General features: G+C 70.0%; 16 protein-coding genes, 1 tRNA gene and 2 pseudogenes. 5 read left to right on the forward strand and 14 right to left on the reverse strand.

The window, feature by feature from the left end; genetic code table 11:
* Positions 1-237 precede the first annotated feature (237 nt).
* On the reverse strand, positions 238-1,185 hold the full coding sequence (locus tag AAW51_RS09190) for a DegV family protein (protein ID WP_047194373.1): 948 nt from the start codon (positions 1,183-1,185) through the stop codon (positions 238-240).
* A gap of 388 nt (positions 1,186-1,573) precedes the next feature.
* Here AAW51_RS09190 and AAW51_RS09195 point away from each other — a divergent pair.
* Positions 1,574-1,649, forward strand: a tRNA-Gly gene (locus AAW51_RS09195).
* 519 nt (positions 1,650-2,168) lie between these two features.
* On the opposite strand, the gene AAW51_RS09200 is transcribed toward AAW51_RS09195, so the two are convergent.
* The 9 genes from AAW51_RS09200 to AAW51_RS09240 all read right to left on the reverse strand — a co-directional run bounded on the left by AAW51_RS09200 (position 2,169) and on the right by AAW51_RS09240 (position 13,544).
* Positions 2,169-2,525, reverse strand: a complete 357-nt coding sequence (locus AAW51_RS09200) for a hypothetical protein (RefSeq protein WP_157359688.1) — start codon at positions 2,523-2,525, stop codon at positions 2,169-2,171.
* 368 nt (positions 2,526-2,893) lie between these two features.
* Positions 2,894-3,760: an O-fucosyltransferase family protein gene (locus AAW51_RS09205; RefSeq protein ID WP_047194375.1), complete on the reverse strand. Its 867-nt coding sequence runs from the start codon at positions 3,758-3,760 to the stop codon at positions 2,894-2,896.
* 14 nt (positions 3,761-3,774) lie between these two features.
* Positions 3,775-4,518 carry an FkbM family methyltransferase gene (locus tag AAW51_RS09210; protein WP_157359690.1) on the reverse strand — a complete coding sequence of 248 codons (744 nt, stop codon included), beginning with the start codon at positions 4,516-4,518 and terminating at the stop codon, positions 3,775-3,777.
* Positions 4,519-4,562: 44 nt separating this feature from the next.
* Positions 4,563-5,732 (reverse strand): glycosyltransferase, encoded by a 1,170-nt coding sequence (locus AAW51_RS09215; protein WP_047194376.1) that lies wholly within the window; start codon positions 5,730-5,732, stop codon positions 4,563-4,565.
* A 14-nt stretch (positions 5,733-5,746) separates the two neighbouring features.
* Positions 5,747-6,490 carry a class I SAM-dependent methyltransferase gene (locus tag AAW51_RS09220; protein ID WP_047194377.1) on the reverse strand — a complete coding sequence of 248 codons (744 nt, stop codon included), beginning with the start codon at positions 6,488-6,490 and terminating at the stop codon, positions 5,747-5,749.
* Positions 6,491-6,653: 163 nt separating this feature from the next.
* Positions 6,654-7,970 carry a TolC family protein gene (locus AAW51_RS09225; protein WP_047194378.1) on the reverse strand — a complete coding sequence of 439 codons (1,317 nt, stop codon included), beginning with the start codon at positions 7,968-7,970 and terminating at the stop codon, positions 6,654-6,656.
* Positions 7,971-8,035: 65 nt separating this feature from the next.
* On the reverse strand, positions 8,036-9,253 hold the full coding sequence (locus AAW51_RS09230) for an HlyD family type I secretion periplasmic adaptor subunit (protein WP_047194379.1): 1,218 nt from the start codon (positions 9,251-9,253) through the stop codon (positions 8,036-8,038).
* Positions 9,254-9,444: 191 nt separating this feature from the next.
* Complete coding sequence (locus tag AAW51_RS09235) at positions 9,445-11,649, reverse strand: type I secretion system permease/ATPase (protein WP_047194380.1); 2,205 nt, start codon at positions 11,647-11,649, stop codon at positions 9,445-9,447.
* Between the two features lie 53 nt (positions 11,650-11,702).
* Positions 11,703-13,544 carry an O-linked N-acetylglucosamine transferase, SPINDLY family protein gene (locus AAW51_RS09240; RefSeq protein ID WP_047194381.1) on the reverse strand — a complete coding sequence of 614 codons (1,842 nt, stop codon included), beginning with the start codon at positions 13,542-13,544 and terminating at the stop codon, positions 11,703-11,705.
* 235 nt (positions 13,545-13,779) lie between these two features.
* On the opposite strand from AAW51_RS09240, the gene AAW51_RS09245 reads away from it, so the two are divergent.
* The 4 genes from AAW51_RS09245 (at position 13,780) to AAW51_RS09260 (ending at position 16,824) form a co-directional block, all read left to right on the forward strand.
* On the forward strand, positions 13,780-14,829 hold the full coding sequence (locus AAW51_RS09245) for a methionine ABC transporter ATP-binding protein (protein ID WP_047194382.1): 1,050 nt from the start codon (positions 13,780-13,782) through the stop codon (positions 14,827-14,829).
* Complete coding sequence (locus tag AAW51_RS09250; protein ID WP_047194383.1) at positions 14,826-15,485, forward strand: methionine ABC transporter permease; 660 nt, start codon at positions 14,826-14,828, stop codon at positions 15,483-15,485. The genes AAW51_RS09245 and AAW51_RS09250 overlap by 4 nt, the downstream gene beginning before the upstream one ends.
* 88 nt (positions 15,486-15,573) lie before the next feature.
* Positions 15,574-16,353 carry a MetQ/NlpA family ABC transporter substrate-binding protein gene (locus tag AAW51_RS09255; RefSeq protein ID WP_047194384.1) on the forward strand — a complete coding sequence of 260 codons (780 nt, stop codon included), beginning with the start codon at positions 15,574-15,576 and terminating at the stop codon, positions 16,351-16,353.
* Positions 16,354-16,458: 105 nt separating this feature from the next.
* Positions 16,459-16,824 carry a group I truncated hemoglobin gene (locus tag AAW51_RS09260; RefSeq protein ID WP_047194385.1) on the forward strand — a complete coding sequence of 122 codons (366 nt, stop codon included), beginning with the start codon at positions 16,459-16,461 and terminating at the stop codon, positions 16,822-16,824.
* A 106-nt stretch (positions 16,825-16,930) separates the two neighbouring features.
* Here the strand turns inward: AAW51_RS09260 and AAW51_RS09265 are convergent, their stop codons facing one another.
* The 4 genes and pseudogenes from AAW51_RS09265 to AAW51_RS27990 form a co-directional block, all read right to left on the reverse strand.
* Positions 16,931-23,050: a beta strand repeat-containing protein gene (locus tag AAW51_RS09265; RefSeq protein WP_053013442.1), complete on the reverse strand. Its 6,120-nt coding sequence runs from the start codon at positions 23,048-23,050 to the stop codon at positions 16,931-16,933.
* Between the two features lie 12 nt (positions 23,051-23,062).
* Positions 23,063-23,122: pseudogene (locus AAW51_RS31330) on the reverse strand (hypothetical protein); the annotation flags it as partial.
* Positions 23,123-23,168: 46 nt separating this feature from the next.
* Positions 23,169-24,203, reverse strand: a pseudogene (locus tag AAW51_RS30680) (heme utilization protein); the annotation flags it as partial.
* Between the two features lie 9 nt (positions 24,204-24,212).
* Positions 24,213-26,903 carry a beta strand repeat-containing protein gene (locus tag AAW51_RS27990; RefSeq protein ID WP_053013443.1) on the reverse strand — a complete coding sequence of 897 codons (2,691 nt, stop codon included), beginning with the start codon at positions 26,901-26,903 and terminating at the stop codon, positions 24,213-24,215.
* Between the last annotated feature and the right edge of the window lie 81 nt (positions 26,904-26,984).

Consider the following 26,984-nt stretch of genomic DNA (forward strand, 5'->3'; position numbering starts at 1 on the left):
CTCCGGGGCTGTTTTGCTTTCTGCCTCTCATTTCCTGGTGGAACGCGTTCATTCGGGTATCAAGGCCACCCGGCGACCGCGCGATTAGGCCGTCCACGCGAGTATCTCGACGAGGCGCAGCAGGGCGCTTCCATGTATGGACGCATGCGCGGAGCTGATCCGTTGGAGGACGTGAGCCATCCCCTTCTACGTGATCGCTCTGCAACCACGGCCTAACGCGTCGGCACGCGACCGCGCTCAGAACGTGTGGGGATGAGCCAGCAGGCCGACCGCGAAGGCCTTGGGACCGATGGCGACTGCCACGCCGAGACCGCAGATCGATTCCACCACCTGCACGCCGGCCTGTGCCAGCCGCCCCTTCACCGCCGCGTAGGGGGCAATGCGCCGCAGTTCCTCCAGTGGACCGCCATAAGCAACGCAGACGATGGGCGACTGCAAACCACGCGCTGCCTCGCGCTCGATCACCTGGCACAGCTGCTCGACGGCGGGCTCGAAGCCGCGCGCCTTGCCGACGGGGTGACTGTCGCCGGCTTCGACGCGGATGATCGGTTTCATGTCGAGTATCGTGCCGACGCGGTACTTGAACCAGCCGACGCTCTGGTCACGATTGGCCTGCTTGCTCCGCTCGTACATCGTTTCGAGGTCGTTGGGCACGAAATAGCCGACGACCGTCGACACCATGCGCTCCGCAAGCTCGATGAGCTCGAGGAAGCTGCCGCAGCTAGGTGCCTGCTGTGCCAGGTACGCCACCAGCGCGGCATACGCGGCGGAGACGTTGGCGCTGTCGATCACGCGCATACCGAACGGCGCCTTCATGCCGCGCTGGAAGCGCGGCGAAACTGCCTCGCGCACGATCTCGCCCTCGACGGCCCGTGCATTGGCAAAACAGTTCGAGCGCGTGCGCATCGTCGTGATCACGAACACGAACTCGTATTCGAAAATCAATTTGTCGAGGAACAGGGACTTGAACTCCCCGCTGGAAAACGGCGTCGATGTCGACTCGGCCGCATGGGCCCTGTCGAGTGTCTGCAGCCATTGCAATGTCGCCGCGGGGTCGCGTTCGTCGCGCACGCGCGTGTTGCCAAGCTGGATATGGCTAGGCACCACGGTGATGGCGTATTGCTGGAGATACTCCGGCGGCAGATCGCAGCTGGAGTCGACGACAAACCCGACGCGTATGGACACGGACGCTCTCCTCGCACGCAGCTTGTGCGGCACTGCAGGCCCTGCTGCCAAGACCACCTGTAACATTCTAAAAGGCGAGTGATTTGCCGCGCGATGACGAGCCGTCATCGCGCTACTGCTGTCGGAAGAACACCGAACGGCTGAGCTCAGATGCAGCGCCGGCACCCGCCGCGGAGTGATCCAGCATCGGGTGTGCCTGCGGTTCAGCGTCGGAGGAGTAGCAACCCCACAACCTTTGGTATGATTGCGCCTATTCGAGCCTGCAAAGCCGACCACATCGGTTCGATTGCAGCCTCAGGCTCCAGAAATCCAGGCGTTGACCCATGCCTGGTGCACGTCGTGCAAAGCCCCGCTCGCCGGCGGCGACGACGGGGCCACAAGACTCCACGCGGGAGTAGCTCAGTTGGTAGAGCGCAACCTTGCCAAGGTTGAGGTCGCGAGTTCGAGACTCGTCTCCCGCTCCAAATAGACGATCCAGGGAAGCCGTGTCGGACCGAACCGAAGGTCCGCGCCGCTTCCCTGTTTTCGTTGGGGCGCTTGCTGTCTGGTTGTGACGCTTGCTGTCGTCGCCTGGCTCGAGGGTAGGGCCTCGGCCCTACTGCCGGCCGCCTGCTCCGAGGGTCGATCCGGCCCTACCGCCCGCCTGCTCCTGGTTCGCCACCAGCGTGCGTCGCACCGCCTACGCGTGCGTACGTCGCCGTCCTGTCGCGACCGTCGTTGCGCGGCAGGGTGCGATCACCGTCGCGGTCCTCCCCGGGTCACGTGGTAGCGGAAGCACTGCTTGCATGCCGCACGTGACCCTCACGCCACGACCCCTCTCTCTCTCGCCACCGAGACCCGCACCGTGAAGCCCAAGGTGCGGTCCCATCGCCCACCAGCATCTCATCTCACGGCGACCCACCGGCATCGTTCGACTGCCACCCGTGCGCCGAGGTCTCACTCCAGCTCCGGGCTGCCACCTCGACGCGCGAGCGCCGCGTCGTTCAGATCGCGTACTCCGCGTCGGCCGGCTCTTCGGTGTCGAGCCACGCCGATGCCGGCATGCAGGTGTCGACCGCAGTGGGCAGCACGTAGTCGGGGATGGTCGCGTCGTCGCTGTCGTCCAAGGCCTGCATCACGTGGTACGCATTGGCCTGGCAGACGCCGCTTTGCGGCTCTACCAGCGCAGTCTCGTCAGAAGGACGGCTGCCGAGGTACAACACGAGCAGCGGTCGGAAGGGCATGTACAGGCCTTGGCGAACGGCTTGCTTCAGATCGGCCACGGTGGCCGCTTGAGGCAGGTCGTAGAAGTCGTACTCGCCGGTCGGCTTGCCGAGGAATTGCACGTGGATTCTCATCATCACACCCTCCGTCATCCCGAGGAATTGAAGATCGTGGGGGACGGCAAGCTCGCAACGCGGGCCAGGGTGCGCCTGGAATCTCACATCGGCTTGCCGCCATCTATAGGTCATTGTTGGCAACGCCCCGCGACGTGTCATTCCCTAAGGAGTGGGGATGCCGATGCTTGGAAAGTCAGGATTCTTCGCATATGAAGAGGCCTTCGAACCCCCCAGACACGGCCCGAAATGGGGCGTTTTGGCCCCAAAACCTAGGTGTTCCGACAGGGGTTGAAGGCGTCTCTCGACGCTCTTGCGGACCTCCTACGAATCTTCGTATACGAACATTCGTAGGGGCGCGGAACACGCCGTTGTGGCGTGCTCGCCGCAACTCAACGAGTCGCAGCGTCGGCCGTGCAGGCCTGGATCATCAAGGCCGCATTCAAGAACGTGCTGCTCGACGTCTTGACCACTTTCGAGCGCGACAAAATCAGCAGGTCGACGATGGCGTCGATCACGCTCAGTGCGCTGCGGTTGATGTTGCACGCATAGACCCGGCCGCTCTGGTCGGCAGTCTGCTGGGTCCAGCCGCCGTCGACCAGCTTCTCGACGTGCGCGCTCTTGTCGTGGATGGCGACGTTGGGCAGGACACGGAAGCGCTCTTCGACCGTCTTGTCGTCGGAGCAGACGAAGAAGCGGCGGTCGGGGCACTTCGCGATCAGATCGTAGAGGTTGTTGTCGTCGGCACCATGTGCGCCGAAGTCGGTCTTGCGGATCTGCACCCCGAAGAATTCGCCAGGCGTTTGCGTCTGCACGAAGTGCTCGGCGCGCGCCATGATCTCGGGCCGGAAGCGCAGCGCCAGCACCTGCCGGCGCACCGCGGCGAACTCCATGTAGGACGGGATCAGCGCGGTGTAATAGAAGACGTCCTTGGGGCTGCTCTTCACGTAGTCGAGCAGCGCCGATTGCGACGGCAGCTGCGTCGGCGACGCATTCGGCACGTTCATGCCCAGATGGTCTTCCACCATCAGGTGGTGGTAGCGCTCTTTCTCGTCGACGAAAGTGCGCAGCTCGCGGCGCACCACCGGGTGGGCCATCTCGGCAAAGATTTCTTCATAAGCCGCGCCGCACCAGTTGTTGGTGGGCCACACGATCACGGGGCTGAGGTCGGCCGCCTCGGCCAGGATCAGCCCAGAGATCAACGCGTTGTAGCGGTTGCCGAAGCCGCCGTCGCAATAGATGTAGATCGAGCGCGTCACGAAAGTCTCCCGCGTCAGAACGGGTTCATGCAGATGTCAGGCACCACCGGGCAGTTCGGCCGGTCGAGCGGCCCGGGGATCGGGTCCGACGAATAGGTCGGGAACTGGTCGAGGTCGCGGCGCAGAAAGCTCAGTTCCAGCACCTTGGGAATCGGGACGCCTTCGACCAGCACCACACTTTGGTAGTTGTTGGCGTGCAGGTGCACCGGCGCGTGGTGGGTGGTCAGCTTTTCGAAGGTGCGGCGCACCTTGGCGAAGAAGGCCGGGTCGTTCAGGCGTTCGAAGTCGTGCACCTCGCAGGCGATCACGTCGAACAAGGCCAGTTGCTCGGGCGTCACGCTCTCCAGCACCTCGTACTCGCCGCCTTCGATGTCGAACTTGAGCAAGGCGCGCTTCGGCGCCAGCGCGCGCAACCGCGTCAGGATGTCGTCGAAGCTCAGGAACGGCCCTTCGGTGATGCGGCCCCAGCCCTGCTTGGCAAAAATGAAGTTCGCGTGCTGCTGCGGCGTGCCTTCGACCGTGTGGTCGAACTGCAGGATCTTGGCGCCGCGCTCGGCCAGTGCGAAGTCGAAGCTGACGTCGGGGCCCACGCCGATCGACACCACCGCATCGCAGTGCAGCACCGTGGCGGGCACCACATATCCGCCGTCATAGGCGTTGCCGAGGCGGATCTTCGAGGTGCCGCGCATCGCCCAGGGCTTGATCAGCTTGATGAGGTCCAGCACGTCTTTCTGGCCGGGCTTGTTCACAGGGGTCACGGTGGGCTCCAAAGGCGAGGAAAAGGGGGAGGGAGGGGGAGTGTTCAATCGACCAGCGCCAGCAGCTCTTCGGCTGCACGGCGCCAGGTCATGGTGGGCATCAGCGCGGCACGGGCGCGCTCGAAGGCGGGGCGGGTGAGGGCCTGGCCGGTCGCGAAGGCGTGCATCGCCTCGACCAGTGCCGGCAGCCGCGGTTCGCGATAACGCGCGACGATGCCCGCCCGCGGGTCCTCGCGCGTGCCGGCGTCGCTGGCGACGCGCAAGGCCACGTCGGGCGCGCAGAAGTCGTCGGTCGCGCCGCCGTCGGTCACCACGGCCGGCGTGCCGCAGGCGATCGCCTCGAGCACCGGGAGGTTGAAGCCTTCGGCCCGGTAAGGCGAGACATAACAATCCGCCACGCCGTACAGCAGCCGCAGCTCGGCCTGGCTCAGGTTCACGCCGACCACCTGGATCGCGGCCAGCGTGTCGGCCGTGAACAGCGTCGGATGCCGCGCGCACAAGTCCTTCAGCACCTGCTCCATCGAGATGCCGTAGAGACCGCGCTGATCCTTCAGGATCAAACGCACGCGCCGGCCTTGGCGGCGCAACGTCGCAAAGGCGATCAGCACCAGGTCGACCCCCTTGTTCCAGGTCGCGACACCGAGGTTCAGGAACACGGTCTCGTCGTCCGCCAGCCCGAGGTTGGCGCGATTCACCGCGCGCTCGGCCGGCGTCAGCGGATGGAAGGTCTCGGCGTACACGCCGTGTGTGACGACCCGGATCTTGTCGGCCGCAAAGCCGTAGTCCACCAGCCGGTCGCGCGACCAGTTCGTCGGCGTGACGATCAGGTTGGCGTCGCGGGTGTAGGTGCCCCGGTCGGCACTGCCGTCCTCGAAGCTCTTGGGCGACAGGCCCAGCTCGGTCACCATGAAGGTCAGCGTCTTGACCGTGCTGGCGGCGTCGGCGCGAAACGGCGAGCTGATGCGATAGATGCAGTCCGGCCGTTCATCCACGGCCGGTGCCGGCAGCGAGTCGATGCGCGCGCTGTCCTCGCCCGAAAAGCCCGCGCTGTGCGTCTTGGCATTCCAGTGCGGCATCGCGAACGGCAGGTCGCGGTGCCGCAGCCGCACACCGCCGAGCTTCTGCAGCTCGAGGATCTGGCACTGGTTCACCAGCGCGAACGAGTGGTTCACGCCGCGCCAGCCTTCGATCAGCAGTGTCTTGCCGTGTGCCATCAGGGTGCCACCACTCAGAACGGGTTGATGCACAGGTCGACGCGGCCCGGGATGTTGGGACGGTCGAAGGGGCCCGGGATGGGGTCGTGCGAGAAGCTCGGGAAGTGGTCGAGGTCGTGGCGCAGGTACGCGACTTCCAGCAGCAGCGGGATGGGGATACCCTGCACCAGCACCACGCCCAGCGCGTTGTTGGCGTGCAGGTGCACCGGCACGTGCTGCGCGCTCAGCTTCTCGAAGGCGCGCTTGGCGCCTTCGTAGAAGCGGCGGTCGTGCAGCTTCTCGAAACCGTGGAACTCGCAGGCCACCACGTCGAAGAAGGCCAGGTGCTCGGGCTTGATCGCCTCCAGCACTTCGTATTCGCCGCCTTCGATGTCGAACTTCAGCATCGCGCGCTTGGGCTTGAGCGCCTGCAGGTGCGCGAAGATGTCGTCGAAGCTCAGGAAATCGCCCTCGGTGCGGGCGCCCCAGCCGCGCTTGTGGAAGATGAAGTTGGGGTGCTGCTGCGGCAGGCCCTCGACCGTGTGGTCGTACTGCAGCACCTTCGCGCCGCGCTCGGCCAGCACCAGGTCGAAGCTGACGTCCGGGCCCACGCCCACCGAGACGATGGCGTCGCAATGCAGCACCTGGGCCGGCAGCACGTAGCCGCCGTCGTAGTCGTTGCCGATGCGCACCTTCGACGAGCCGGTCATCGTCCAGGGACGGACCAGCTTCAGCAGGTTGAGGATCTCGATCTGGCTCGGCGCGGTGTTGGCGTCCATGCGGGGCGTTCTTTCAGGGAAACAAGGCGGGGGTGGGCAGGCGGCGTGTCGGCGCGCGTGCGGGCAGGAGAATTCGTTGCTCAGCAGTGTGGCGTGCGGCGCTCTGGGCGTTCGCCCGAACAAGGCGGCGGAAGCGGCGCTATTCCGCCGCCTGTGGCACAGGTCACGGTGCGGGCGTGGCCGCCAGCCAGTCGGCCAGGCCCTGGCCCAGCGATCGCAGCTGTGCATGGGCCGAAAACGCGTCGTAGAGCGCGTTGATGTAGGCCACCTGCAGGTTGTAGTACTCGCCTTCGGCAGCCATCACATCGAACAGCGAGCGGCGGCCCAGCTGCGACCACTGCTCGAGCGTGAAATCGCGCACACGGTCGCTGTCGCGCAGCACCTCGGCATAGCTGCGCGCGCGTTCCAGCGCCGCGCCGGCCGCCTCGTGCAGTTCGCGGGCACGGGCCTGGCGTGTCGCCAGCACCGCTTCGCGTTGCCGCTCGGCCGCGTCGGCGCGGCGCAAGGCAGCGCTGGCAGCGGCCAGGTTGGCGCCGCCGTCGTAGAGCGGGTAGTTCACCGACACCCCGGCCTGCCAGGCGCCGCTGTCGCGTTCCCGGCCGGCGGTGGCACTGCGGCTCAGCTGCCAGCTCAGCTGCGGCTTGCGCCCGGCCGACACCGCGCGGGCATAGTCGCGCGCGGCCTCGGCCTGCCGCTCGAGTTGCTGCAGCTCGCGGCCGCGGTCGATGCCGTGCACCACGGCGGCCAGCGGCGGCCGCGCATAGAGCGGCACGCTCAGGTCAGTCTCGGGCAGCGCCACATCGCCGAGCAGCTTGCGCAGGCGCTCGTCGATCTGGCGCACCTGGGTGGCGACGCCGTCCACCGCGATCTGGGCCTGCGCCTGGGTCTTGCGGGCCTGCACCAGTTCGCTGGCGCGGCCACGGTCGACCGCGACGATCTCTTGCAGCGCCCCGGCGAGGCACCCCATCTTGCTCACGTATTGCCCGTAGACCTCGGCCTGCAGCCGATAGCGGTGGCGTTCCAGCGCCGTCATCAGCGCTTCCAGCGCCACCTGTTCCTGCAAGCTGTCGGCCTCCAGCGTGGCGGCTTCGGCCAGCCGGGTGCGCCACGCGGTCAGGTGCTCCTGGCGCCCACCGTCGTAGAGCAGGCCGCTGACGTTGAGCGACACGCTCGCCTGCTGCTGGCTCTGCTCCGGCACGCCGCTGACGCGCGAGGCGGTGTGCCCGGCCATGCCGCTGAGAGCTGCTTGCGGACGCGCGCCGGCACGGGTTTCGTCGAGGTCGGCGGCGGCCGCCTCGGCGCTCAGCCGGGCGGCCTGCACGTCCGCGCTGCGCTGCTGTGCCCGCAGCACCAACGCCCGCAAGGGCGCCTGTGCCGGGCCGGGCGAGGCGGGCGCGGTGAGGCCGGGCAGGGCGGCATCGGCGCCGCCGGTGCAAGGCGCGGCGACGGCGGTGGCCGGCAGCACGACGGCGATGGCCACCGTGCAGGCGAGCCGCCTCCGGTGATCGCCTCGGCGAGACAACAACAAACGACGCACCCCCACGCTCAACGCTCCCGGAAGGCTTCCTGCGACTTCATCACCGGCAGGAGCAAAAAGTCGAGCACGCTGCGTTCGCCGGTGCGGATCTCCACGGTGGCCGTCATGCCGGGCAGCACCGGCAGCGCCTGGCCATGTGCACGCAGCGTCGAGACGTCGGTTCGCACCATCGCGCGGTAGTAGCTGGCGTCGGCGCCCTGGCTGCGCTGCTCTTCGCCAAGCACGTCGGGGCTCAGGTATTCCACGGTGCCCTTGAGCCCGCCGTAGGTGTAGTAGTCGTAGGCGCTCAGCTTGACCTCGGCGGGCAGGCCGACGCGCACAAAACCCACCTCGGCCGGCTTGATGCGCGCCTCGACCAGCACGCCGCGTTCGATCGGCACGAGCTCGAGGATGGCCGCCCCCGGCGGCACCACACCGCCCAGCGTGCCCAAGCGGATGTTCTTGACCAGCCCGCGCACCGGTGACTTGAGCGTGGTGCGGCGCAGCACGTCCTGCTTCACCACCATCTGCTCGTCGAGCTGGGCCAGCTCGGTCTGTGCCCGCAGCAGCTCGGTGCTGGCGTCCTGGCGGAAGCGGTTGATGCGCTCCTGGATCTGCAGTTCCAGATCGTTCGACTGGCGTCGCAGCCGCAGGATTTCCACCTCCGACAGCAGCCCTTTGGCGGCCAGCCGCTCCGACATCTGCAGTTCGTGGCGCGCCAGCTCCAGGCTGCGCCGGCTCACCGAGACCGCCTCGTCGAGCGCCCGGCGTCGCGCCGCATAGCTGGCCATCTCGTTCTTCACCAGGCCCGGCACCGCCTGCAGCTCGGCCGAGAAGCTCGGCGTGCGGCCCACCGCTTCGGCGCTGAGCCGCGCGATGGTGCCTTTGACCGCCAGCAGCTTGGCGCGGCCTTCGTTCTGCTGCGCCTCGACGCGGGTCGGGTCCAGGCGCAGCAAGTCCTGGCCGGGCTCGACCTGGTCACCTTCGCGTACCAGCATCGCCCCGAGAATGCCGCCCTCCAGGCTCGAGATGACCTGCTCGCGGCCCACCGGAATCACCCGGCCCTCGGCCTTGGTGATGCGGTCCACGCGCGCCAGCGCGGCCCAGCCGATCGCGCTGGCGACGGCCAGCAGGATCAGCAGCAACGCCCACGAGGCGCGCGGCGTCGATTCGCTCAGCTGGGCCTGTTTCAGGCCCGCGAGAAAGGCTTCGTCGCCGGGGTAATAGCGTCCGGTGGTGGTGCTCATTGGGTAACCTCCGTGCTACGCACTGCGGTGGGAGCCCCCTTCGGAGCGGCCGGGCGGGGGCTCATTCGGTAACCTCCGTGCTGCGCACTGCGGTGGGAGCCCCCTTCGGAGCGGCCGGGCGGGGGCTCATTGGGTAACCTCCGTGCTACGCACTGCGGTGCGAGCCCCCTTCGGAGCGGCCGGGCGGGGGCTCATGCCGCCGCCTTCTCTTGTGCCTCGGCAGCCGCTTCCGGCCGCTGTGCCGCGGGCGCCTGGCCCGACAGCAGCGCCATCACCTTGGCCTTGGGACCGTCCGCGACGATGCGGCCGCCGTCGACCACCACCACCCGGTCGACCAGGCTCAACAGTGCGGGACGGTGGGTGACGACCACCAGCGTGCGCGGCCCGATGGCCGTGCGCAGGTGGTGGATGAAGCTCGCCTCGGCCTGGGCGTCCATCGAGCTGGTCGGCTCGTCGAGCAGCAGGATCTGCGGTTGGGTCACCAGGCAGCGCGCCAGCGCCACCAGCTGACGCTGCCCGCCCGACAGCAGGCTGCCCATCTCGCCCACCGGCAGGTCAAAGCCCATCGGGTGGGCCGCGGCGATCTTGTCGAGCCCGGTCAGCGTCGTGACGGCGGTGAACTGCTGGGCGTCGGCGTGCGGCCGGCCCATCAGGATGTTGTCTTTCAGCGTGCCCTGGAACAAGCGCGGCTCCTGCGACACGAAGCCGAGCTGGGCACGGAAGTCAGCGGGGTCGATCTGGCGCAGGTCCAGGCCGTCGGCTTCCACATGGCCTTCGCTCGGCAGGTACAGCCCCGCCAGCAGCCGCAGGATGGTCGACTTGCCGCTGCCGATCTTGCCCAGCACGGCCACCCGTTCGCCGGGCTGGATCACCAGGTTGACGCCCTTCAGCACCAGCGGCGCATGGGCCCGGGTGCCTTGCGGATAGGCAAAACTGACACCGTGCAGGCCGATGCGGCCTTCCAGCGTCGGGCGCGGCAGATAACGTTTGCCCGGCTCGCGTTCGGTGGGCCAGCCCATCAACTCGTCGAGCGCCCGCAGCGCGGCGCGCGCGCCCTGGTAACGCGAGGCCAGGCTGACCACGCTGCCCAGCGGTGCGATGGCCCGGCCGGCGAACATCACCGCGGCGATCAACGCGCCGCCGGTGAGCTGCTGGTCGTGGATCAGGTGCACGCCCCAGACCAGCATCACCACCGTGACCAGCTGCTGCGACACCATGGCGACGTTGTTGACCCAACTCGACAGCGCCCGCGCCTGCAGCGCCGAGTGGGCTGCTGCGGCATTGGCCTGTTCATATCGCTGCAGGAACTGGCCCTGGGCGCCGGCGGCGCGCAGGTCTTCCAGGCCCTCGACGGCCTCGATCAGCACGCCGTGCAGGTCCGCATGCTGCTTCATGTTGGCGCTGACGTAGCGGCGCAGCACACTCTGCACGCCCCACGACAAACACAGGATGACCGGGATGGCCAGCAGCAGCACACCCGCCAGCGGCCCGGCGACGAACCACGTCATCGCGACGAACAACAGCACGAACGGCACATCGGTCAGCGCCGACACGGTGGCCGAGGTCGAGAAGTCGCGCACCACCTCGATCTGGTTCAGATAGTGGGCGAACGACCCGGCCGATTCGGGTCGGTGTTCGAGCCGCAGGCCGAGCGTCTGTCGGAACAACGCCGAGCCGAGCGCGAGGTCGGCCTTCTTGCCGGCCAGGTCGACCAGATAGCTGCGCAGCTGCCGCGCGGCCAGGTCGAAGCCGATCGCCAGCATCGCACCGGCCGCCAAGGCCCACAGCGTCACCATGGCCTGGTGCGGGATCACACGGTCGTAGACGACCGACGTGAAAAATCCGGTCGCGAGCATCAGCACGTTGCTCAGCAGCGCCGCCAGCATGGCCGCGCGGTAGTACGGGGCGTAGCGCTTCAGCGTGCTCCACAGCCAGTGGCCCTGAGGGGCCGTGTCGACGGTATTGGCATCGGTCGCAGGCCGCGGGCTCGCCACCAGCACGTGGCCGCTGTAGTCCTGCAGCAGCGTGTCCTCGGTCACCTCGGCGCAGCGCTCGCCCTGGCCGGGCAACAGCACTTCATAGCGGACCGCATCGCGCCGGCGAGCCGGGGGGAGCCGCCGCACCACCACCACCGCCTCGCCGCTGCGCATCAGCAGCACCGCCGGCATCAGCAGCGACAGCAATTGCGGCAACGGCCGCTCGACCACCGCCGCGTTGAAGCCGGCCTCGTGCAGCACTTGCACCGCCTGGTCGGGGCGCAAGGCGCCGTCGAGCGGCACACCGGCCAGCAGCGACTGCGGCGTGCGCTCCAGGCCGTGCCGTCGGCACAGCCAGACCAGTGCCTGCAGCAGCGCGTCGGGCGCGCCGTTCGGGCCGGAGGCAGGGGCGTGTTGCAAGGGGGCTCCTGAGGGGGCGTGGAGGAAAAAGGGGAGTCGACGAGCGGAAAGCGTCAGCGCACCAGGCTCGCCAACGCGTCTTCCAAGTCTTTCACGAGGCCCGGCACGTCGAACAAGGAAGAAGCGGCGGAATGCTCGGCCAAATACCGCTTGTAGGAGGCCACCCGCTGCGGCTGGCGGCCCAGTTCGACGGCGCGCCGTTCGTACTCGGCAAAGCTGGTGGTCACCAGGTCGGGCAGGCCCACGTTGTTCAGCAGGCTGCCAGCCATGCGCGAGATGAAGGTGCGGCCCGAGCAGGTCAGCAAGGGCGTGCCCATCCACAGCACGTCACTGGCAGTGGTGCCGGCGTTGTAGGGGAAGGTGTCGAGGAACAGGTCGGCGAGCTTGAAGCGCGCCAGATACTCGGCCGGCGACACGCGCGGCGCGAAGATCAGCCGTTCGCGGGCGATCCCGCAGGCATCGGCCATCTGCAGCATGTTCTCCTGTGCCCAGCGGTTGTCGGCCAGCAGCCACAGCACGCTGTCGGGCACCTGGTCGAGCACCCGCATCCACAGGCGGAACAGATCTTCGGTGAACTTGAAGTTGTTGTTGAACGAGCAGTAGACGAACTTGTCTTCCGGCAGGCCGTAGGTGGCGCGCTGCGGCGTCGGCGCCACCTCGCGCTGGCGGTCGCTCACCTGGTAGCAGCGCCGCACATACAGCGGCTGCTCGGTCATGAAGGGGGTCAGTTCCTCGGGCACGACATAGCGGTCGCACAGCACGTAGTCCACGCCCGGCACGGCCGAGGTGCCCGGGAAGCCGAGATACGACACCTGCACCGGCGCCGGGCGCAGTCCCAGGATGCCGGGGCGCGCGCCCGAGGTGAGGCCGTGCAGATCGACCAGGATGTCGATGTCGTGAGCGCGGATCACTTCCGCGGCGGCGCGGTCGTCCAGGTGGCCGATGCGCACGTGGTGGTCCATCGCTGACAGCAGACGCTGGCGCAGCGGCGAACCGTCTTCACGCGTCCAGCAAAAGCCGTACACCTCGAAGCGATGGCGGTCGTGCAACTCGAACAGCTCGGCGGTCAGCAGGCCCACCGCATGCAGGCACAGATCGGACGACAGATAGCCGATGCGGATGGGGCCCGGGCGGCGCTCACCGCGCGGCGGCAGCGGCTGCGCCACCGGCGGGACGCGCTCGTGCACGAACTGCTTGGCCACGAGCAGCTGCAGCGCCGGGTCGTCCGACGCGCTCAGCATCGCCAGCGGCGACGTGGCCATCAGCAGCTGGTGCCGGCTGACGCCCGGGGGGGTCTGTTCGGCCGGCCAGGCGCACTGCTTCTGGCGGATGTGCACATAGTGCTGCAGCACCTTGGGCTGCGTGCTGCACACGGCCAGGCTGCGTTCCATGTAGGCCTGCGCCTCGTCGTAACGTTTGTGCTGTTCGAGCGCACGGGCCAGGTTGTTGAGGGCATGCAGTTGCAGCTCTTGGTCGGCCTGCGGCGAGCGTTCCAGCATCGTCAGCACGGTGCGCCAGGCGGCGAGCGCTTCTTCCAGCCGGCCCTGGTGTTCGAGTTGGTGGCCCAGGTTCAGCTGCGCCTGCACGAAATCGGGCTTGATCTGCAGCGCCTGGCGGTAGGCCTGCTCGGCCGCCGCATGGCGGTTCAGCGTCCCCAACACCGTGCCCCAGTTGAAAAAGCCGATGAAACGGTGCGGCGAATCGGTGCGCGCCAGCCAGGTTTCGTACAGCGCCAGCAGCGCGTCGGTCTGGCCCTGCTGGGCGAACTGCTGGGCCTGCTCGAGCAGCTCGGGCAGCGTCATCTTGCCGCGCGACGCCAGGGCGATCGCGCGGGCGACCGGCGTGTCGGCAGCGGGGGCCGCGGTGGGCGCGGCTGTGGAATCGGTCACGATCATCGGCGGGTGTCCTCGGGCTCGGCGGCATGCCTGCGGCCCGCTGCACGCGCAGCGAGCCCCGTCCAAATGCTAGGGGGCGGGCCCGCGGGCGAGGCCATGAAAAGCGGCCGCTTTGCCGGCCAATTCGCCGCCGCCCGCGCCCGCTCATAAGCACATGCGCAGAACTTCGTTCAGGCCCGGGCTGGCTGTCCCTAGAGTCGCGGGCTTTCCACTCGGGTGCGCGCCGCGCCTTTGCATGATCCGACTCCACCAGCTGAGCAAAACCTTTCACCGCGACGGGCAGGGCGTCGAGGTGCTGCACGACGTCGACCTCGAGATCGCCGAGGGTGAGGTGTTCGGCATCATCGGCCGCTCAGGCGCCGGCAAGAGCACGCTGGTGCGCATGTTCAACCTGCTCGAGCGGCCCGACCGCGGCAGCGTCCGGATCGACGGCGACGACATCATCCGCTTCGACGCCGCCCGTCTGCGGCGCTGGCGGCAGCGGGTGGGCATGGTGTTCCAGCATTTCAATTTGCTGTACGCGAAGACGGTGGCCGACAACCTGCGCTTCGCGCTGCGGCTGGCCGGCGGCCACAGCCCTCGCGAGGTGGAAGCCCGCGTCGACGAACTGCTCGAGCTGGTCGGGCTGCGCGAGCACCGCGACCGCTATCCGGCACCGCTGTCCGGCGGGCAGAAGCAGCGGGTCGGCATTGCGCGCGCCTTGGCCAACCGCCCGCGCCTGCTGCTGTGCGACGAGGCCACCTCCGCGCTCGACCCCGAAACCACGCAAGCGATCCTGCGGCTGCTGGCCCGCATCAACCAGGAACTGCGGCTGACCATCGTGCTCATCACGCACGAGATGGACGTGGTGCGCTCGCTGTGCGACCGTGTCGCGGTGCTCGAGCGAGGCCGCGTGGTCGAGGTCGGCGAGGTGGCCGATGTGTTCCTGTTTCCGCAGCATGCGGTGACCCGCCGGCTGGTCAGCGAGTCGCAGGCCACAGCCGAACTCGATCCGCTGGACCTGCAAGGGCCGGCAAGCGGCGGGCCGCTGTTGCGCCTGACCTTGCTCGACGAGGCGGCCACCCGCCCGGTGCTCAGCCAGTTGTCGACCGAAACCGGCGTGCCGCTGAACATCGTCCGCGGTGCGGTCGGGCAGTTGAAGGGGCGGCCTTACGGGCAGTTGCTGGTGCGCCTGCCCGATGCGGCGGCGCTGGCCGCTTTGAGGCCGGCGCTGCAGCGCCACCGGGTCGAGCACGAACTGCTGGCCGTGCACTCGCGCTTGCCCGCCGACGAGGTCGCGGCATGAACTGGGACGCACTCCACTGGCCCGAGATCGGCGAGGCGACGCTCGACACCTTGACGATGAGCGGTGTCTCGCTGCTGTTCACGGTCTTGCTGGGCCTGCCGCTGGGCATTGCGCTGTTCCTCACGGGCCCCGGCCGGCTGCTCGAACAGCGCGCCGTCTATGCCGTGCTGTCGCTGGCCGTCAACCTGCTGCGCTCGCTGCCCTTCGTGATTTTGCTGATCGTGATGCTGCCGCTGACCGTGTGGGTCACCGGCACGTCGATCGGCGTGCCCGGCGCCATCCCGCCGCTGGTGGCGGCTGCGGCGCCGTTTTTCGCGCGCCTGGTCGAGAACGTGCTGCGCGAGGTCGACCACGGCGTGACCGAAGCCTGCCTTGCGATGGGCGCCCGCGTGCACCAGGTCGTGCTCGGCGGCCTGCTGCCCGAAGCCTGGCCCGGCGTGCTGGGCGCGATCACCGTCACGGCGGTGGCCTTGCTGTCGTATTCCGCCATGTCGGGTGCCATCGGCGGGGGTGGCCTGGGCGACCTGGCGATCCGCTACGGCTACCAGCGCTTCCAGACCGAGGTGATGGTCGTCACCGTCGCCGTGCTGCTGCTGCTGGTGCAGGCCGTGCAGTGGACGGGCGACCGCGTGGTGTTGCGCTGTACGCGACGCTGAACGCCTGCCATCACCTCATTCGCCGCCGCCGGGTCGGCACCGTCACCCGGCACTCCTGCTCCTCCAACACCTCAGAAGGGAATATTTCATGTCCAAGCAACTCCTCACCTGGCTGGCCGCCGGCCTGCTGGGCCTCGGCGGCGCCCACGCCGACACCCTCAGCGTGGCCGCCAGCCCGGTGCCGCACGCCGAGATCCTCGAATTCATCAAGCCGCGTTTGGCGCAGGAGGGCGTCGAGTTGCAGATCAAGGTCTTCGACGACTACATCCAGCCCAATGTGCAAGTGGCCGAAAAGCGCCTCGACGCCAACTTCTTCCAGCACAAGCCCTATCTCGACGAATACAACAAGAGCAAGGGCACCAAGCTGGTGCTGCTGACGCCGGTGCACATCGAGCCGTTCGGCGCCTATTCACGCAAATACAAGTCGGCCGCCGAACTGCCCGAGGGCGCGACCATCGCGGTGCCCAACAACCCCGCCAACACGGGCCGGGCCTTGTTGCTGCTGGCCGGCCAGGGCCTGATCACGCTGAAGGACCCGGGCAACATCCTGGCGACCGAGCGCGACATCGTGTCCAACCCCAAGAAGCTCAAGATCCGCCAGCTCGACGCGGCGGCGCTGCCGCGCGTGCTCGACCAGGTCGACGCCGCCATCATCAACACCAACTACGCGCTGCAGGCCAAGCTGGTGCCCACGCGCGACGCCATCTTCTTCGAGCGCGGCAAGTCGTACTACGCCAACGCGCTGGTGGCGCGGCCCGACAACCAGGACCGCGAGGCGATCAAGAAGCTGTCGGCGGCGTTGAACTCGCCCGATGTGCGCCGCTTCCTGGAAGAGAAGTACCAAGGCGCCGTCGTCCCGGCGTTCTGAGGCAGGCAGACCGGCGCCGGCGCGGCTTTTGCTGCTTCTGAGAACGAGCGGGGTGCCGCCCGAATGGCGGCGCCTTCCCACCTTCACAGAACGAAAGGCCACACGATGACGAGTCTGTACGACAAGCTGGGCGGCGAAGCTGCAGTCGATGCTGCGGTGGACCGGTTCTACGACCGGGTGCTGCGCGACGAGCGCATCAAGCACTTCTTCGAGGGCATCGACATGCCGCGCCAGCGCCAACACCAGAAGATGTTCCTCACCTATGCCTTCGGTGGCGCGCCGGCCTATGGCGGCGGCGGCCTGCGGGCCTCCCACGCGCCGCTGGTCGCGCGCGGCCTGAACGACACCCATTTCGACGCGGTCATCGAAGACCTCGCCCTGACGCTCAAGGACATGGGCGTCGCCGACGACCTGGTCGACGAGGTCGCGCTGGTCGCCGAAACCGTGCGGCCCGACGTGCTCGGCCGCTGACGCGCCCCCGGCCCCCAAAAAGAGAAGGCCGCCACCGCATGACGCGGGGCGGCCTTCTCGCCGTTCGCTCGCGGCCCGGTGTAGACCGGGCCGCGGCGGGGCGTGCTTACAGCAGCGGCTGGTTCTGCTTGTCCTCGACCAGCGGGCTGGTCGTGTCGAGCAGCGCCATGTGGTGCTCGCGTACCGGTGCGCTCGGCGCCGGGCTAGCCAGCAGATCGCTGCCACGCTCGGCCAGCACGTCGCCCGTGCCCACCGCGAGTTGCGTCGATCCTGCCGCAGCCGTTTGCGTCGCGACCTCGGTCGTCTCGCTCGCCGCTTCGGTGGTCGCCGGGGCGCTCGCCGAGTTGTCGCGGCGGAACCAGACGTCGGCCATCTGATGCTGCTGGCCGTCGGCGGTCGTGTAGCTCGACACCAGGGCCAACAGGTTGCCGTTGTCGGTCTCGGCGCTCGCGGTCGCGTCCAGGCTCAGCTCGACGATGCCCAGCTCCTGCAGCGTCTTCAGCTCGCCGGCGTCGGTCTTGCCGTCGGTGTCCCCGTCCACCCAGACACGCAGTTCCGAGTAGTGGGTGTCGGCTGCGCTGATCTTGCCGTCGCCGTTGCTGTCCTCCTGCGCCAGGGCGCTGTAGCCGTCACCGGCACGCTGACCGGAGGCCGTTTGCGTGGCGGTACCGTACAGCTCGCGGCCGTCGTTGATCTGGCCGTCACCGTTGAGGTCCCTGACCAGCAGACCGTCGGAGGCCGAGGCCCAGCCGACCGAGGTCACGTTGCCGGTCGCGTTCAGGTCGAACATCACACCGTTGCCGACCGCCACCGTCTTCACGCCGTCACCGTTCAGGTCGAGCACGATGGGCGAGGTCGACAGCAGCGCATCGAGCTGGGTCCCGGACATCGCGGCGACCTGCGTCGTCGTGAAGGCCGAGGACTGCTCCATCGACAGCGCGGCGAGGTCGGCGGTTTCCATCGCGGCGACCTGCGTCGTCGTGAAGGCCTGGAGGTCGACCGTCTGCAGCGCAGCGAACTGCGTCGTCGTCAGGGCCGCCACGTCGGTGGTGCTGAGCGCCGCGATGTGGGCCGTCGTCAGGGCTTGGATCTGCCCGGTCGTCAGCGCCGTCATCTGCTGGGTGCTGAGCGCGTCGATCGCCGCCGTCGACAGGGCCGCAATGCTGGCCGTCGTCAGCGCTGCCACATCGGCGGTGCCCATCGCGGCGACGTGAGCCGTCGTGAGGGCGGTCGCCTGGGCACTGTTCAGGGCCGCGAAGTCAGCGGTTTCCAGGGCCACCAGCTGCGTCGTGCTCAGGGCTGCGACGTGAGCGGTGGTCAAGGCCGCCACGTGCGCCGTCGTCAGCGCCGCGACTTGCGTGGTCCCGAGGGCCGCGATGTCGGCCGTGGCCAGCGCCCGGATCTGGGCGGTTGCGAAGGCCTGCAGGTCGGCCGTCTCGAGCGCCGCGACTTGCGTCGTGGTCAGCGCATCGATCTGGCCGGTCGTCAGGGCCGCCACCTGGGCCGTGCCGAACGCCACCACCTGGGTGGTGCTGAGGGCGGCGATACCGGTGGTGCTCAGCGCACGCAGGTCAGCGGTCTCGATCGCGGCGACCTGGGCCGTGCTCAGGGCCGCCAGCTGGGCGCTGCTCAGCGCTGCAGCCTGTGCCGTGGTCAGGGCGCGGATGTCGGCCACCTCGATCGCTGCCGCCTGCGTGGTGCTCAGCGCAGCCACTTGCGCGGTGGTGAGCGAGGCGACCTGGGCGGTCGTCAGGGCTGCCACCTGGCTGGTGGCCAGGGCTGCCACGTCGGCGGTCTGCAGCGCGGCCACCTGGGCGGTGGTCAGCGCAGCGACCTGCGTGGTGCCGAGGGCCGCCACCTGGTTGGTCCCCAGCGCCACCACCTGGGCGGTGGTCAGCGCGGCCACTTGTGCCGTGCCGAGGGCGGCCACGTGGGTGGTGCCGAGGGCCGCGATGTTGGCGGTGGTCAGGGCGCGCAGGTCAGCCGTTTCGATGGCGGCGACCTGCGTGGTGCCGAGGGCGGCCAGCTGGGCGCTGCTCAGCGCTGCAGCCTGGGCGGTGGTCAGGGCGCGGAGGTCCGCCACCTCGATCGCCGCGAACTGGGTGGTGCTCAGGGCGGCCACTTGCGTGGTGCCGAGGGCGGCCACCTGGGCCGTGGTCAGGGCCACCACCTGGGTGGTCGACAGGGCCGCCAGGTCAGCGGTCTGCAGCGAGGCCACCTGGGCGGTGGTCAGCGCGGCGACCTGGGTCGTGCCCAGCGCGGCGACCTGGGCGGTCGTCAGCGCCACCACTTGCGCGGTGGTCAGGGCGGCCACTTGCGCGGTGCCGAAGGCCGCCACCTGCGTCGTGCCGAGGGCGGCGACGTTGGCGGTGGTCAGGGCACGCAGATCAGCCGTCTCGATCGCCGCCACCTGGGCCGTGCTCATCGCGGTCAGCTGGGCGCTGGTCAGCGCCGCGGCTTGCGCGGTGGTCAGGGCGCGGATGTCGGCCACTTCGATGGCTGCCGCTTGCGTGGTGGTCAGCGCGGCGACCTGGGCGGTCGTCAGGGCGTCGACCTGCTGCGTGGTCAGCGCGACGATGTTGGCCGTGGCCAGCGAGGCGATGTTGGCCGTGGTCAGGGCGCGCAGGTCGGCCGTTTCGATCGCGGCGATCTGCGTGGTGCCGAGGGCGGCCAGCTGGGCGCTGCTCAGCGCTGCAGCCTGCGCGGTGGTCAGGGCGCGGAGGTCCGCCACCTCGATCGCCGCGAACTGGGTGGTGCTCAGGGCTGCCACTTGCGCGGTGCCGAGGGCGGCCACCTGGGCCGTGGTGAGGGCCACCACCTGGGTGGTCGACAGGGCCGCCAGGTCAGCGGTCTGCAGCGAGGCCACCTGGGCGGTGGTCAGCGCGGCGACCTGGGTCGTGCCCAGCGCGGCGACCTGGGCGGTCGTCAGGGCCACCACTTGCGCGGTGGTCAGGGCCGCCACTTGCGCGGTGCCGAAGGCCGCCACCTGCGTCGTGCCGAGGGCGGCGACGTTGGCGGTGGTCAGGGCCCGCAGGTCGGCCGTCTCGATCGCCGCCACCTGTGCCGTGGTCATCGCGGTCAGCTGGGCGCTGGTCAGCGCCGCGGCTTGCGCGGTGGTCAGGGCGCGGATGTCGGCCACTTCGATGGCTGCCACTTGCGTGGTGGTCAGTGCGGCGACCTGAGCGTTGGTGAGCGCGCTGACCTGCTGGGTGGTCAGCGCGGCGATGTCACCGGTCGCCAGCGAGGCGATGTTGGCCGTGGTCAGGGCGCGCAGGTCGGCGGTTTCGATCGCGGCGATCTGCGTGGTGCCGAGGGCGGCCAGCTGGGCGCTGCTCAGCGCTGCAGCCTGGGCCGTGGTCAGGGCACGGATGTCGGCCACTTCGAGGGCGGCGAACTGCGTGGTCGTCAGCGCGGCGACCTGGGCGGTGCCGAGGGTGGCCACGTGGGCGGTCGACAGGGCCACCACCTGGGCGGTCGACAAGGCCGCCAGGTCGGCCGTCTGCAGCGCGGCCGTCTGGGCGGTGGTCAGCGCAGCGACCTGGCCGGTCGTCAGCGCGGCGACCTGGGAGGTCGTCAGCGCCACCACCTGGGAGGCGGTCAGCGAGCTGACCTGCGTGGTGCCGAGGGCGGCCACGTGGGTGGTGCCGAGGGCCGCGATGTTGGCGGTGGTCAGGGCACGCAGGTCGGCCGTCTCGATGGCGGCGATCTGCGTGGTGCCGAGGGCGGCCAGCTGGGCGCTGCTCAGCGCTGCAGCCTGGGCGGTGGTCAGGGCGCGGAGGTCCGCCACCTCGATCGCCGCGAACTGGGTGGTGCTCAGGGCGGCCACTTGCGTGGTGCCGAGGGCGGCCACCTGGGCCGTGGTCAGGGCCACCACCTGGGTGGTCGACAGGGCCGCCAGGTCAGCGGTCTGCAGCGAGGCCACCTGGGCGGTGGTCAGCGCGGCGACCTGGGTCGTGCCCAGCGCGGCGACCTGGGCCGTGGTCAGGGCCACCACTTGCGCGGTGGTCAGCGAGGCCACCTGGCCGGTGCCGAGCGCCGCCACCTGGGTGGTGCCGAGGGCCGCGACGTTGGTCGTGCTCAGGGCTGCCACGTCGGCGGTGTCGAGCGCAGCGACCTGGGCCGTGGTCATCGCGGTGAGCTGTGCGCTGGTCAGGGCCGCGGCGTGGGCCGTGGTCAGGGCGCGCACGTCAGCCACCTCGATCGCGGCGACTTGCGTCGTGGTCAGCGCGGCCACCTGGGCGGTGGTCAGGGCTTCCACTTGAGCCGTGCCGAGCGCGACCACCTGTGCGGTGCCGAGCGCGGCGATGCTGGTGGTGCCGATGGCCCGCAGGTCGGCCGTTTCGAGGGCGGCGACCTGAGTGGTGCCCAGGGCGACCACCTGGGCGCTGGTCAGCGCTGCGGTCTGGGCCGTGGTGAGGGCGCGCAGGTCGGTCGTCTCGATGGCGGCCACTTGCGTGGTCGTCAGCGCGGCGATCTGTTGCGTGCCCAGGGCGGCGATTTGGGCGGTGCCCAGGGCCACGATGTTGGCGGTGGCCAGCGAGGCGATGTTGGCCGTGGTCAAGGCGCGCAGGTCGGCCGTCTCGAGGGCGGCGATCTGCGTGGTGCCGAGGGCGGCCAGCTGGGCGCTGGTGAGGGCCGCGGCATGGGCCGTGGTCAGGGCGCGGACGTCGTTGGCTTCTAGCGCGGCGAACTGCGTCGTGCCGAGGGCCGCCACTTGCGCGGTGCTCAGGGCGGCGACGTGGCCGGTCGTCAGGGCGACGATCTGGTTGGTTGCGAGGGCCGCGATGTCGGCGGTCTGCAGCGCGGCCACCTGGGCGGTGGTCAGCGCGGCCACCTGGCCGGTGCCGAGGGCCTGCACTTGAGCCGTCGTCAGGGCCACCACTTGCGCGGTGGTCAGGGCGCCCACCTGGGCGGTGCCGAGGGCGGCCACCTGGGTCGTGCCGAGGGCGGCGACGTTGGTGGTGCTCAGGGCGCGCAGGTCGGCGGTGTCGAACGCGGCGATCTGCGCCGTGCTCATCGCGGTCAGCTGGGCGCTGGTCAGCGCCGCGGCTTGTGCGGTGGTCAGGGCGCGGATGTCGGCCACTTCGATCGCTGCCGCTTGCGTGGTGGTCAGCGCGGCCACCTGGGCGGTGGTCAGGGCTTCCACCTGCTGGGTGGTCAGCGCGGCGATGTCACCGGTCGCCAGCGAGGCGATGTTGGTGGTGCTCAGGGCGCGCAGGTCGGCCGTCTCGATCGCGGCGATCTGGGTCGTGCCGAGGGCGGCCAGCTGGGCGCTGCTGAGCGCCGCGGCTTGGGCCGTGGTCAGGGCACGCACGTCGGCCACTTCGAGGGCGGCGAACTGCGTGGTCGTCAGCGCGGCCACCTGGGTGGTGCCGAGGGCGGCCACCTGGGCGGTGGTCAGCGCGGCGACCTGGGCGGTCGAGAAGGCCGTCAGGTCGGCGGTCTGCAGCGCGGCGGCCTGGGCGGTCGTCAGCGCGGCGACTTGGCCGACCGTCAGGGCGGCGGCCTGGCTGGTCGTCAGGGCCACCACTTGCGCGGTGGTCAGCGCGGCGACCTGGTTCGTGCCGAGGGCGGCCACTTGCGTGGTGCCGAGGGCCGCGACGTTGGTGGTCGACAGCGCGACGAGGTCGGCGGTCTCGATGGCGGCCAGTTGGGCGGTGCTCATCGCCACCACCTGGGCGCTGCTCAGCGCGGCGGACTGGGCCGTCGTCAAGGCCCGCACGTCGGCGGTCTGGAGGGCCGCCACTTGCGTGGTGGTCAGCGCTGCGACCTGGCCGGTGGTCAGGGCTTCGATCTGGTTCGTGCCCAGCGCGGCGATGTGGCCGGTCGCCAGCGAGGCGATGTTGGCCGTGGTCAGGGCGCGCAGGTCAGCCGTTTCGAGGGCGGCGATCTGCGTGGTGCCGAGGGCGGCCAGCTGGGCGCTGGTCAGCGCGGCGGCATGGGCCGTGGTCAGGGCGCGCACATCGGCCACTTCGAGGGCGGCGAACTGCGTGGTCGTCAGCGCGGCCACCTGGGCGGTGCCCAGGGCGGCCACGTGGGCAGCGCTCAGCGCCACCACCTGGGCGGTCGACAACACGGCCAGGTCGGCCGTCTGCAGCGCGTTGACCTGCGCGGTGGTCAGCGCGGCGACTTGCGTCGTGCCGAGGGCCGAGACCTGGGCGGTCGTCAGGGCCACCACTTGCGCGGTGGTCAGGGCGCCGACCTGGGCGGTGCCGAGGGCGGCCACCTGGGTCGTGCCGAGGGCGGCGACGTTGGTGGTGCTCAGGGCGCGCAGGTCCGCGGTTTCGATCGCGGCGATCTGGGGCGGTGCTCATCGCCACCAGCTGGGCGCTGGTCAGCGCGGCGGCCTGGGCGGTGCTCAGGGCACGGATGTCGGCCACTTCGATGGCCGCGGCTTGCGTGGTCGTCAGCGCGGCGACCTGGGCCGTCGTGAGGGCGTCGACCTGCTGGGTGGTCAGCGCGACGATGTTGGCGGTCGCCAGCGAGGCGATGTTGGCCGTGGTCAGGGCGCGCAGGTCGGCCGTTTCGATCGCGGCGATCTGCGTGGTGCCGAGGGCGGCCAGCTGGGCGCTGGTCAGCGCGGCGGCCTGGGCGGTGGTCAGGGCGCGGATGTCGGCCACTTCGAGGGCGGCGAACTGGGTCGTGCTCAGCGCGGCGACCTGGGCCGTGCCGAGGGCGGCCACCTGGGCGGTGGTCAGCGCCACCACCTGGTGGGTGGCCAGGGCAGCCAGGTCGGCAGTCTGCAGCGAGGCCACCTGGGCGGTGGTCAGCGCGGCGACCTGAGCCGTCGTCAGCGCGGCGGCATGGGCGGTCGTCAGGGCCACGACTTGCGCGGTGGTCAGGGCGGCCACCTGCCCGGTGCCGAGGGCGGCCACCTGCGTCGTGCCGAGGGCGGCGACGTTGGTGGTGCTCAGGGCGCGCAGGTCGGCGGTGTCGAACGCGGCGATCTGGGCCGTGCTCATCGCGACCAGCTGGGCGCTGGTCAGCGCGGCGGCTTGCGTGGTGCTCAGCGCGCGGATGTCGGTCACTTCGATGGCCGCGGCTTGCGTCGTGGTCAGCGCGGCGACCTGGGCGGTGGTCAGGGCGTCGATCTGCTGGGTGGTCAGCGCGGCGATGTCACCGGTGGCCAGCGAGGCGATGTTGGCCGTGGTCAGGGCGCGCAGGTCGGCCGTTTCGATCGCGGCGATCTGCGTGGTGCCGAGGGCGGCCAGCTGGGCGCTGGTGAGCGCAGCGGCCTGGGCCGTGGTCAGGGCGCGCACGTCGGCCACTTCGAGGGCGGCGAACTGTGTGGTCGTCAGCGCGGCCACCTGGGTGGTGCCGAGGGCGGCCACCTGGGCGGTGGTCAGCGCCGCGACCTGGGTGGTCGAGAAGGCCGTCAGGTCGGCGGTCTACAGCGCGGCCGCCTGGGCGGTGGTCAGCGCGGCGACCTGGCCGGCGGTCAGGGCGGCGGCCTGGGAGGTCGTCAGGGCCACCACTTGCGCGGTGGTCAGGGCTGCGACCTGGGCCGTGCCGAGGGCGGCGACATGGGTGGTGCCGAGGGCGGCGATGTTGGTCGTCGACAAGGCGCGCAGGTCGGCGGTCTCGATGGCCGCCAGCTGCGTGGTGCTCAGGGCCGCCAGCTGGGCGCTGGTGAGCGCGGCCGCCTGGTCGGTGGTGAGCGCGCGGATGTCGGCGACTTCGACGGCGGCGATCTGCGTGGTCGTCAGCGCGGCCACCTGTTGGGTGCCGAGCGCGGCGACTTGCGCCGTGCTCAGCGCGGCGATGTCGGCGGTGCCCAGCGACGCGATGATGGCGGTGCTCAGGGCGCGCAGGTCGGCCGTCTCGAAGGCGGCGACCTGCGTCGTGCTCAGGGCGGCCAACTGGGCGCTGCTGAGCGCGGCAGCCTGCGCCGTGGTCAGGGCGCGGATGTCGGCGACCCCGAGCGCGGCCACCTGGGTGGTACCGAGGGCGGCGACCTGGGCGGTGGTGAGCGCGCTCACCTGGCCGGTGGTCAGGGCCACCACTTGTGCGGTGCTCAGGGCCGCCAGGTCGGCGGTCTGCAGGGCGGCGACCTGGGCGGTGGTCAGCGCCGTCACCTGGGCGTTGGTGAGGGCGGCGGCCTGGGTGGTCGTCAGCGCCACCACTTGCGCGGTGGTCAGTGCGGCGACCTGGGCAGTGCCGAGCGCCGCGACATGGCCCGTGGCCAGCGCGGCGATGTTGGTGGTGCTCAGGGCACGCAGGTCCGCGGTTTCGATCGCGGCCAGTTGCGTGGTGCTCAGGGCGGTCAGTTGCGCGCTGCTGAGGGAGGCGGCCTGCGTGGTGGTCAGGGCGCGGATGTCGGCCACTTCCAGCGCGGCCACCTGGGTGGTGCCGAGGGCGGCCAGTTGCGCGGTGGCGAGCGAGGCGATTTGCCCGGTGGTCAGGGCGGCCACCTGGCCGGTCGTCAGGGCCGCGACGTCGGTCGTCTGCAACGCTGCCAGCTGCGCGGTCGTCAGGGCGGCCACCTGGCCGTTGGTGAGGGCCGCGACTTGGGTGGTGGTCAACGCCACCACCTGGTTGGTGCCGAGCGCGGCGATCTGGGCGGTGCCCAGCGAGGTCAGCTGGGTGGTGCCCAGCGCGGCCACGGCGGTGGTGCTCAGCGCGCGCAGGTCGCCGGTCTCGATGGCGGCCAGCTGCGTGGTGCTCAAGGCGGTCAGCTGGGCGCTCGACAGCGCGGCGGCCTGGGCCGTGGTGAGGGCACGAATGTCGAGGGTTTCGAGGGCGGCGGCCTGGGTGGTCGACAGCGCGGCGACCTGCTGGGTCGTCAGGGCGCTGACTTGCGCGGTGCCGAGCGCGGCGATCGCGGACGTCCCGAGCGAGGCGATGTTGGCGGTGCTCAAGGCGCGCAGGTCGGCGGTTTCGATCGCGGCGATCTGCGTCGTGCCCAGGGCGGCCAGCTGGGCGCTGCTGAGCGCGGCGGCCTGGGCAGTGGTCAGGGCACGGACGTCGGCCACTTCCAGCGCGGCGAACTGCGTCGTGCCGAGGGCGGCGACTTGGGCGGTGCCGAGCGCGGCGACCTGTGCGGTGGTCAGCGCGACGATCTGGTTGGTGGCCAGCGCGGCGAGGTCGGCGGTTTGCAGCGCGGCCACCTGCGCGGTGGTCATCGCGGCGACCTGGGCGGCGGTCAGGTTGGCGGCCTGGGTGGTGGTCAGCGCGACCACTTGTTGTGTCGTCAGCGCGGCGATCTGCGCCGTGCCGAGAGCCGCGACCTGGCCGGTGGCCAGTGCGGCGATGTTGGTGGTGCTGAGGGCGCGCAGGTCGGCGGTTTCGAAGGCGGCGATCTGGGTCGTGCTCAGCGCGGCCAGTTGCGCGCTGGTCAGCGCGGCGGCCTGGGCGGTGGTCAGGGCACGCAAGTCGGCGGTTTCGAACGCGGCGGCCTGGGTCGTGCTGAGGGCGGCGATCTGGCCGGTGCCGAGGGCGGCGACCTGGGCCGTCGTCAGGGCCGCAATGTGCGACGTGGCCAGAGCGGCCACGTCAGAGGTTTGCAGTGCGGCGACCTGGGCGGTGCCGAGGGCGGTGACCTGGGTTGTGCTCAGCGCGGCGACATGCGCGGTGCTCAGCGCCACGACCTGCTGCGTCGACAGGGCCGACACCTGCGCCGTGCCGAGGGCGGCCACTTGGGTTGTGCTCAGCGCGGCGACCGCGTTGGTGCTCAGGGCCCGCAGGTCGGCGGTCTCGAGCGCGGCGATCTGCGTGGTGCTCAAGGCTGCCACTTGCGCGGTGCCGAGCGCGGCGGCCTGCGCGGTGGTCAGCGCCCGCAGGTCGGAGGTCTGGATGGCGGCGACTTGGGTCGTCGTCATCGCGGCCACTTGATTCGTGCCGAGTGCGGCCACCTGCGTGCCGCTGAGCGCGACGATCTGGTGCGTGCCCAGCGCCGCAAGGTTGGCCGTCGAGAGGGCCCGAATGTCCACCGTTTCGATGGCCGCCACCTGTGCGGTCGTCAACGCAGCGGCCTGCGCCGTCGAGAAAGCCACCCAGTCTTCGGTGGTGAGACCCGCGATCGATGTGGTCGAGAGCGACGCGATCTGCGTGGTCGAGAGTGACGGGATTAACGAGGCCATTCAGCAATCCTCAAGTGGTATGCAAACGCGTAATCAATGAAGCCGGGGGGCTTCCTGGCCGCGGCCGGCAGAGATCGGGTC

The sequence above is a fragment of the Caldimonas brevitalea genome (assembly GCF_001017435.1).
In the GTDB taxonomy this organism is placed as follows: domain Bacteria; phylum Pseudomonadota; class Gammaproteobacteria; order Burkholderiales; family Burkholderiaceae_C; genus Caldimonas; species Caldimonas brevitalea.

Excerpts from the sequence above, each read along its gene's own strand:
- AAW51_RS09200 (WP_157359688.1), bottom strand. The coding sequence starts at position 2,525 with ATGATGAGAATCCACGTGCAATTCCTCGGCAAGCCGACCGGCGAGTAC.
- AAW51_RS09215 (WP_047194376.1), bottom strand. The coding sequence starts at position 5,732 with ATGGCACACGGCAAGACACTGCTGATCGAAGGCTGGCGCGGCGTGAAC.
- AAW51_RS09220 (WP_047194377.1), bottom strand. The coding sequence starts at position 6,490 with ATGGACGCCAACACCGCGCCGAGCCAGATCGAGATCCTCAACCTGCTG.
- AAW51_RS09230 (WP_047194379.1), bottom strand. The coding sequence starts at position 9,253 with ATGAGCACCACCACCGGACGCTATTACCCCGGCGACGAAGCCTTTCTC.
- AAW51_RS09240 (WP_047194381.1), bottom strand. The coding sequence starts at position 13,544 with ATGATCGTGACCGATTCCACAGCCGCGCCCACCGCGGCCCCCGCTGCC.
- AAW51_RS09245 (WP_047194382.1), top strand. The coding sequence starts at position 13,780 with ATGATCCGACTCCACCAGCTGAGCAAAACCTTTCACCGCGACGGGCAG.
- AAW51_RS09250 (WP_047194383.1), top strand. The coding sequence starts at position 14,826 with ATGAACTGGGACGCACTCCACTGGCCCGAGATCGGCGAGGCGACGCTC.
- AAW51_RS09255 (WP_047194384.1), top strand. The coding sequence starts at position 15,574 with ATGTCCAAGCAACTCCTCACCTGGCTGGCCGCCGGCCTGCTGGGCCTC.
- AAW51_RS09260 (WP_047194385.1), top strand. The coding sequence starts at position 16,459 with ATGACGAGTCTGTACGACAAGCTGGGCGGCGAAGCTGCAGTCGATGCT.
- AAW51_RS27990 (WP_053013443.1), bottom strand. The coding sequence starts at position 26,903 with ATGGCCTCGTTAATCCCGTCACTCTCGACCACGCAGATCGCGTCGCTC.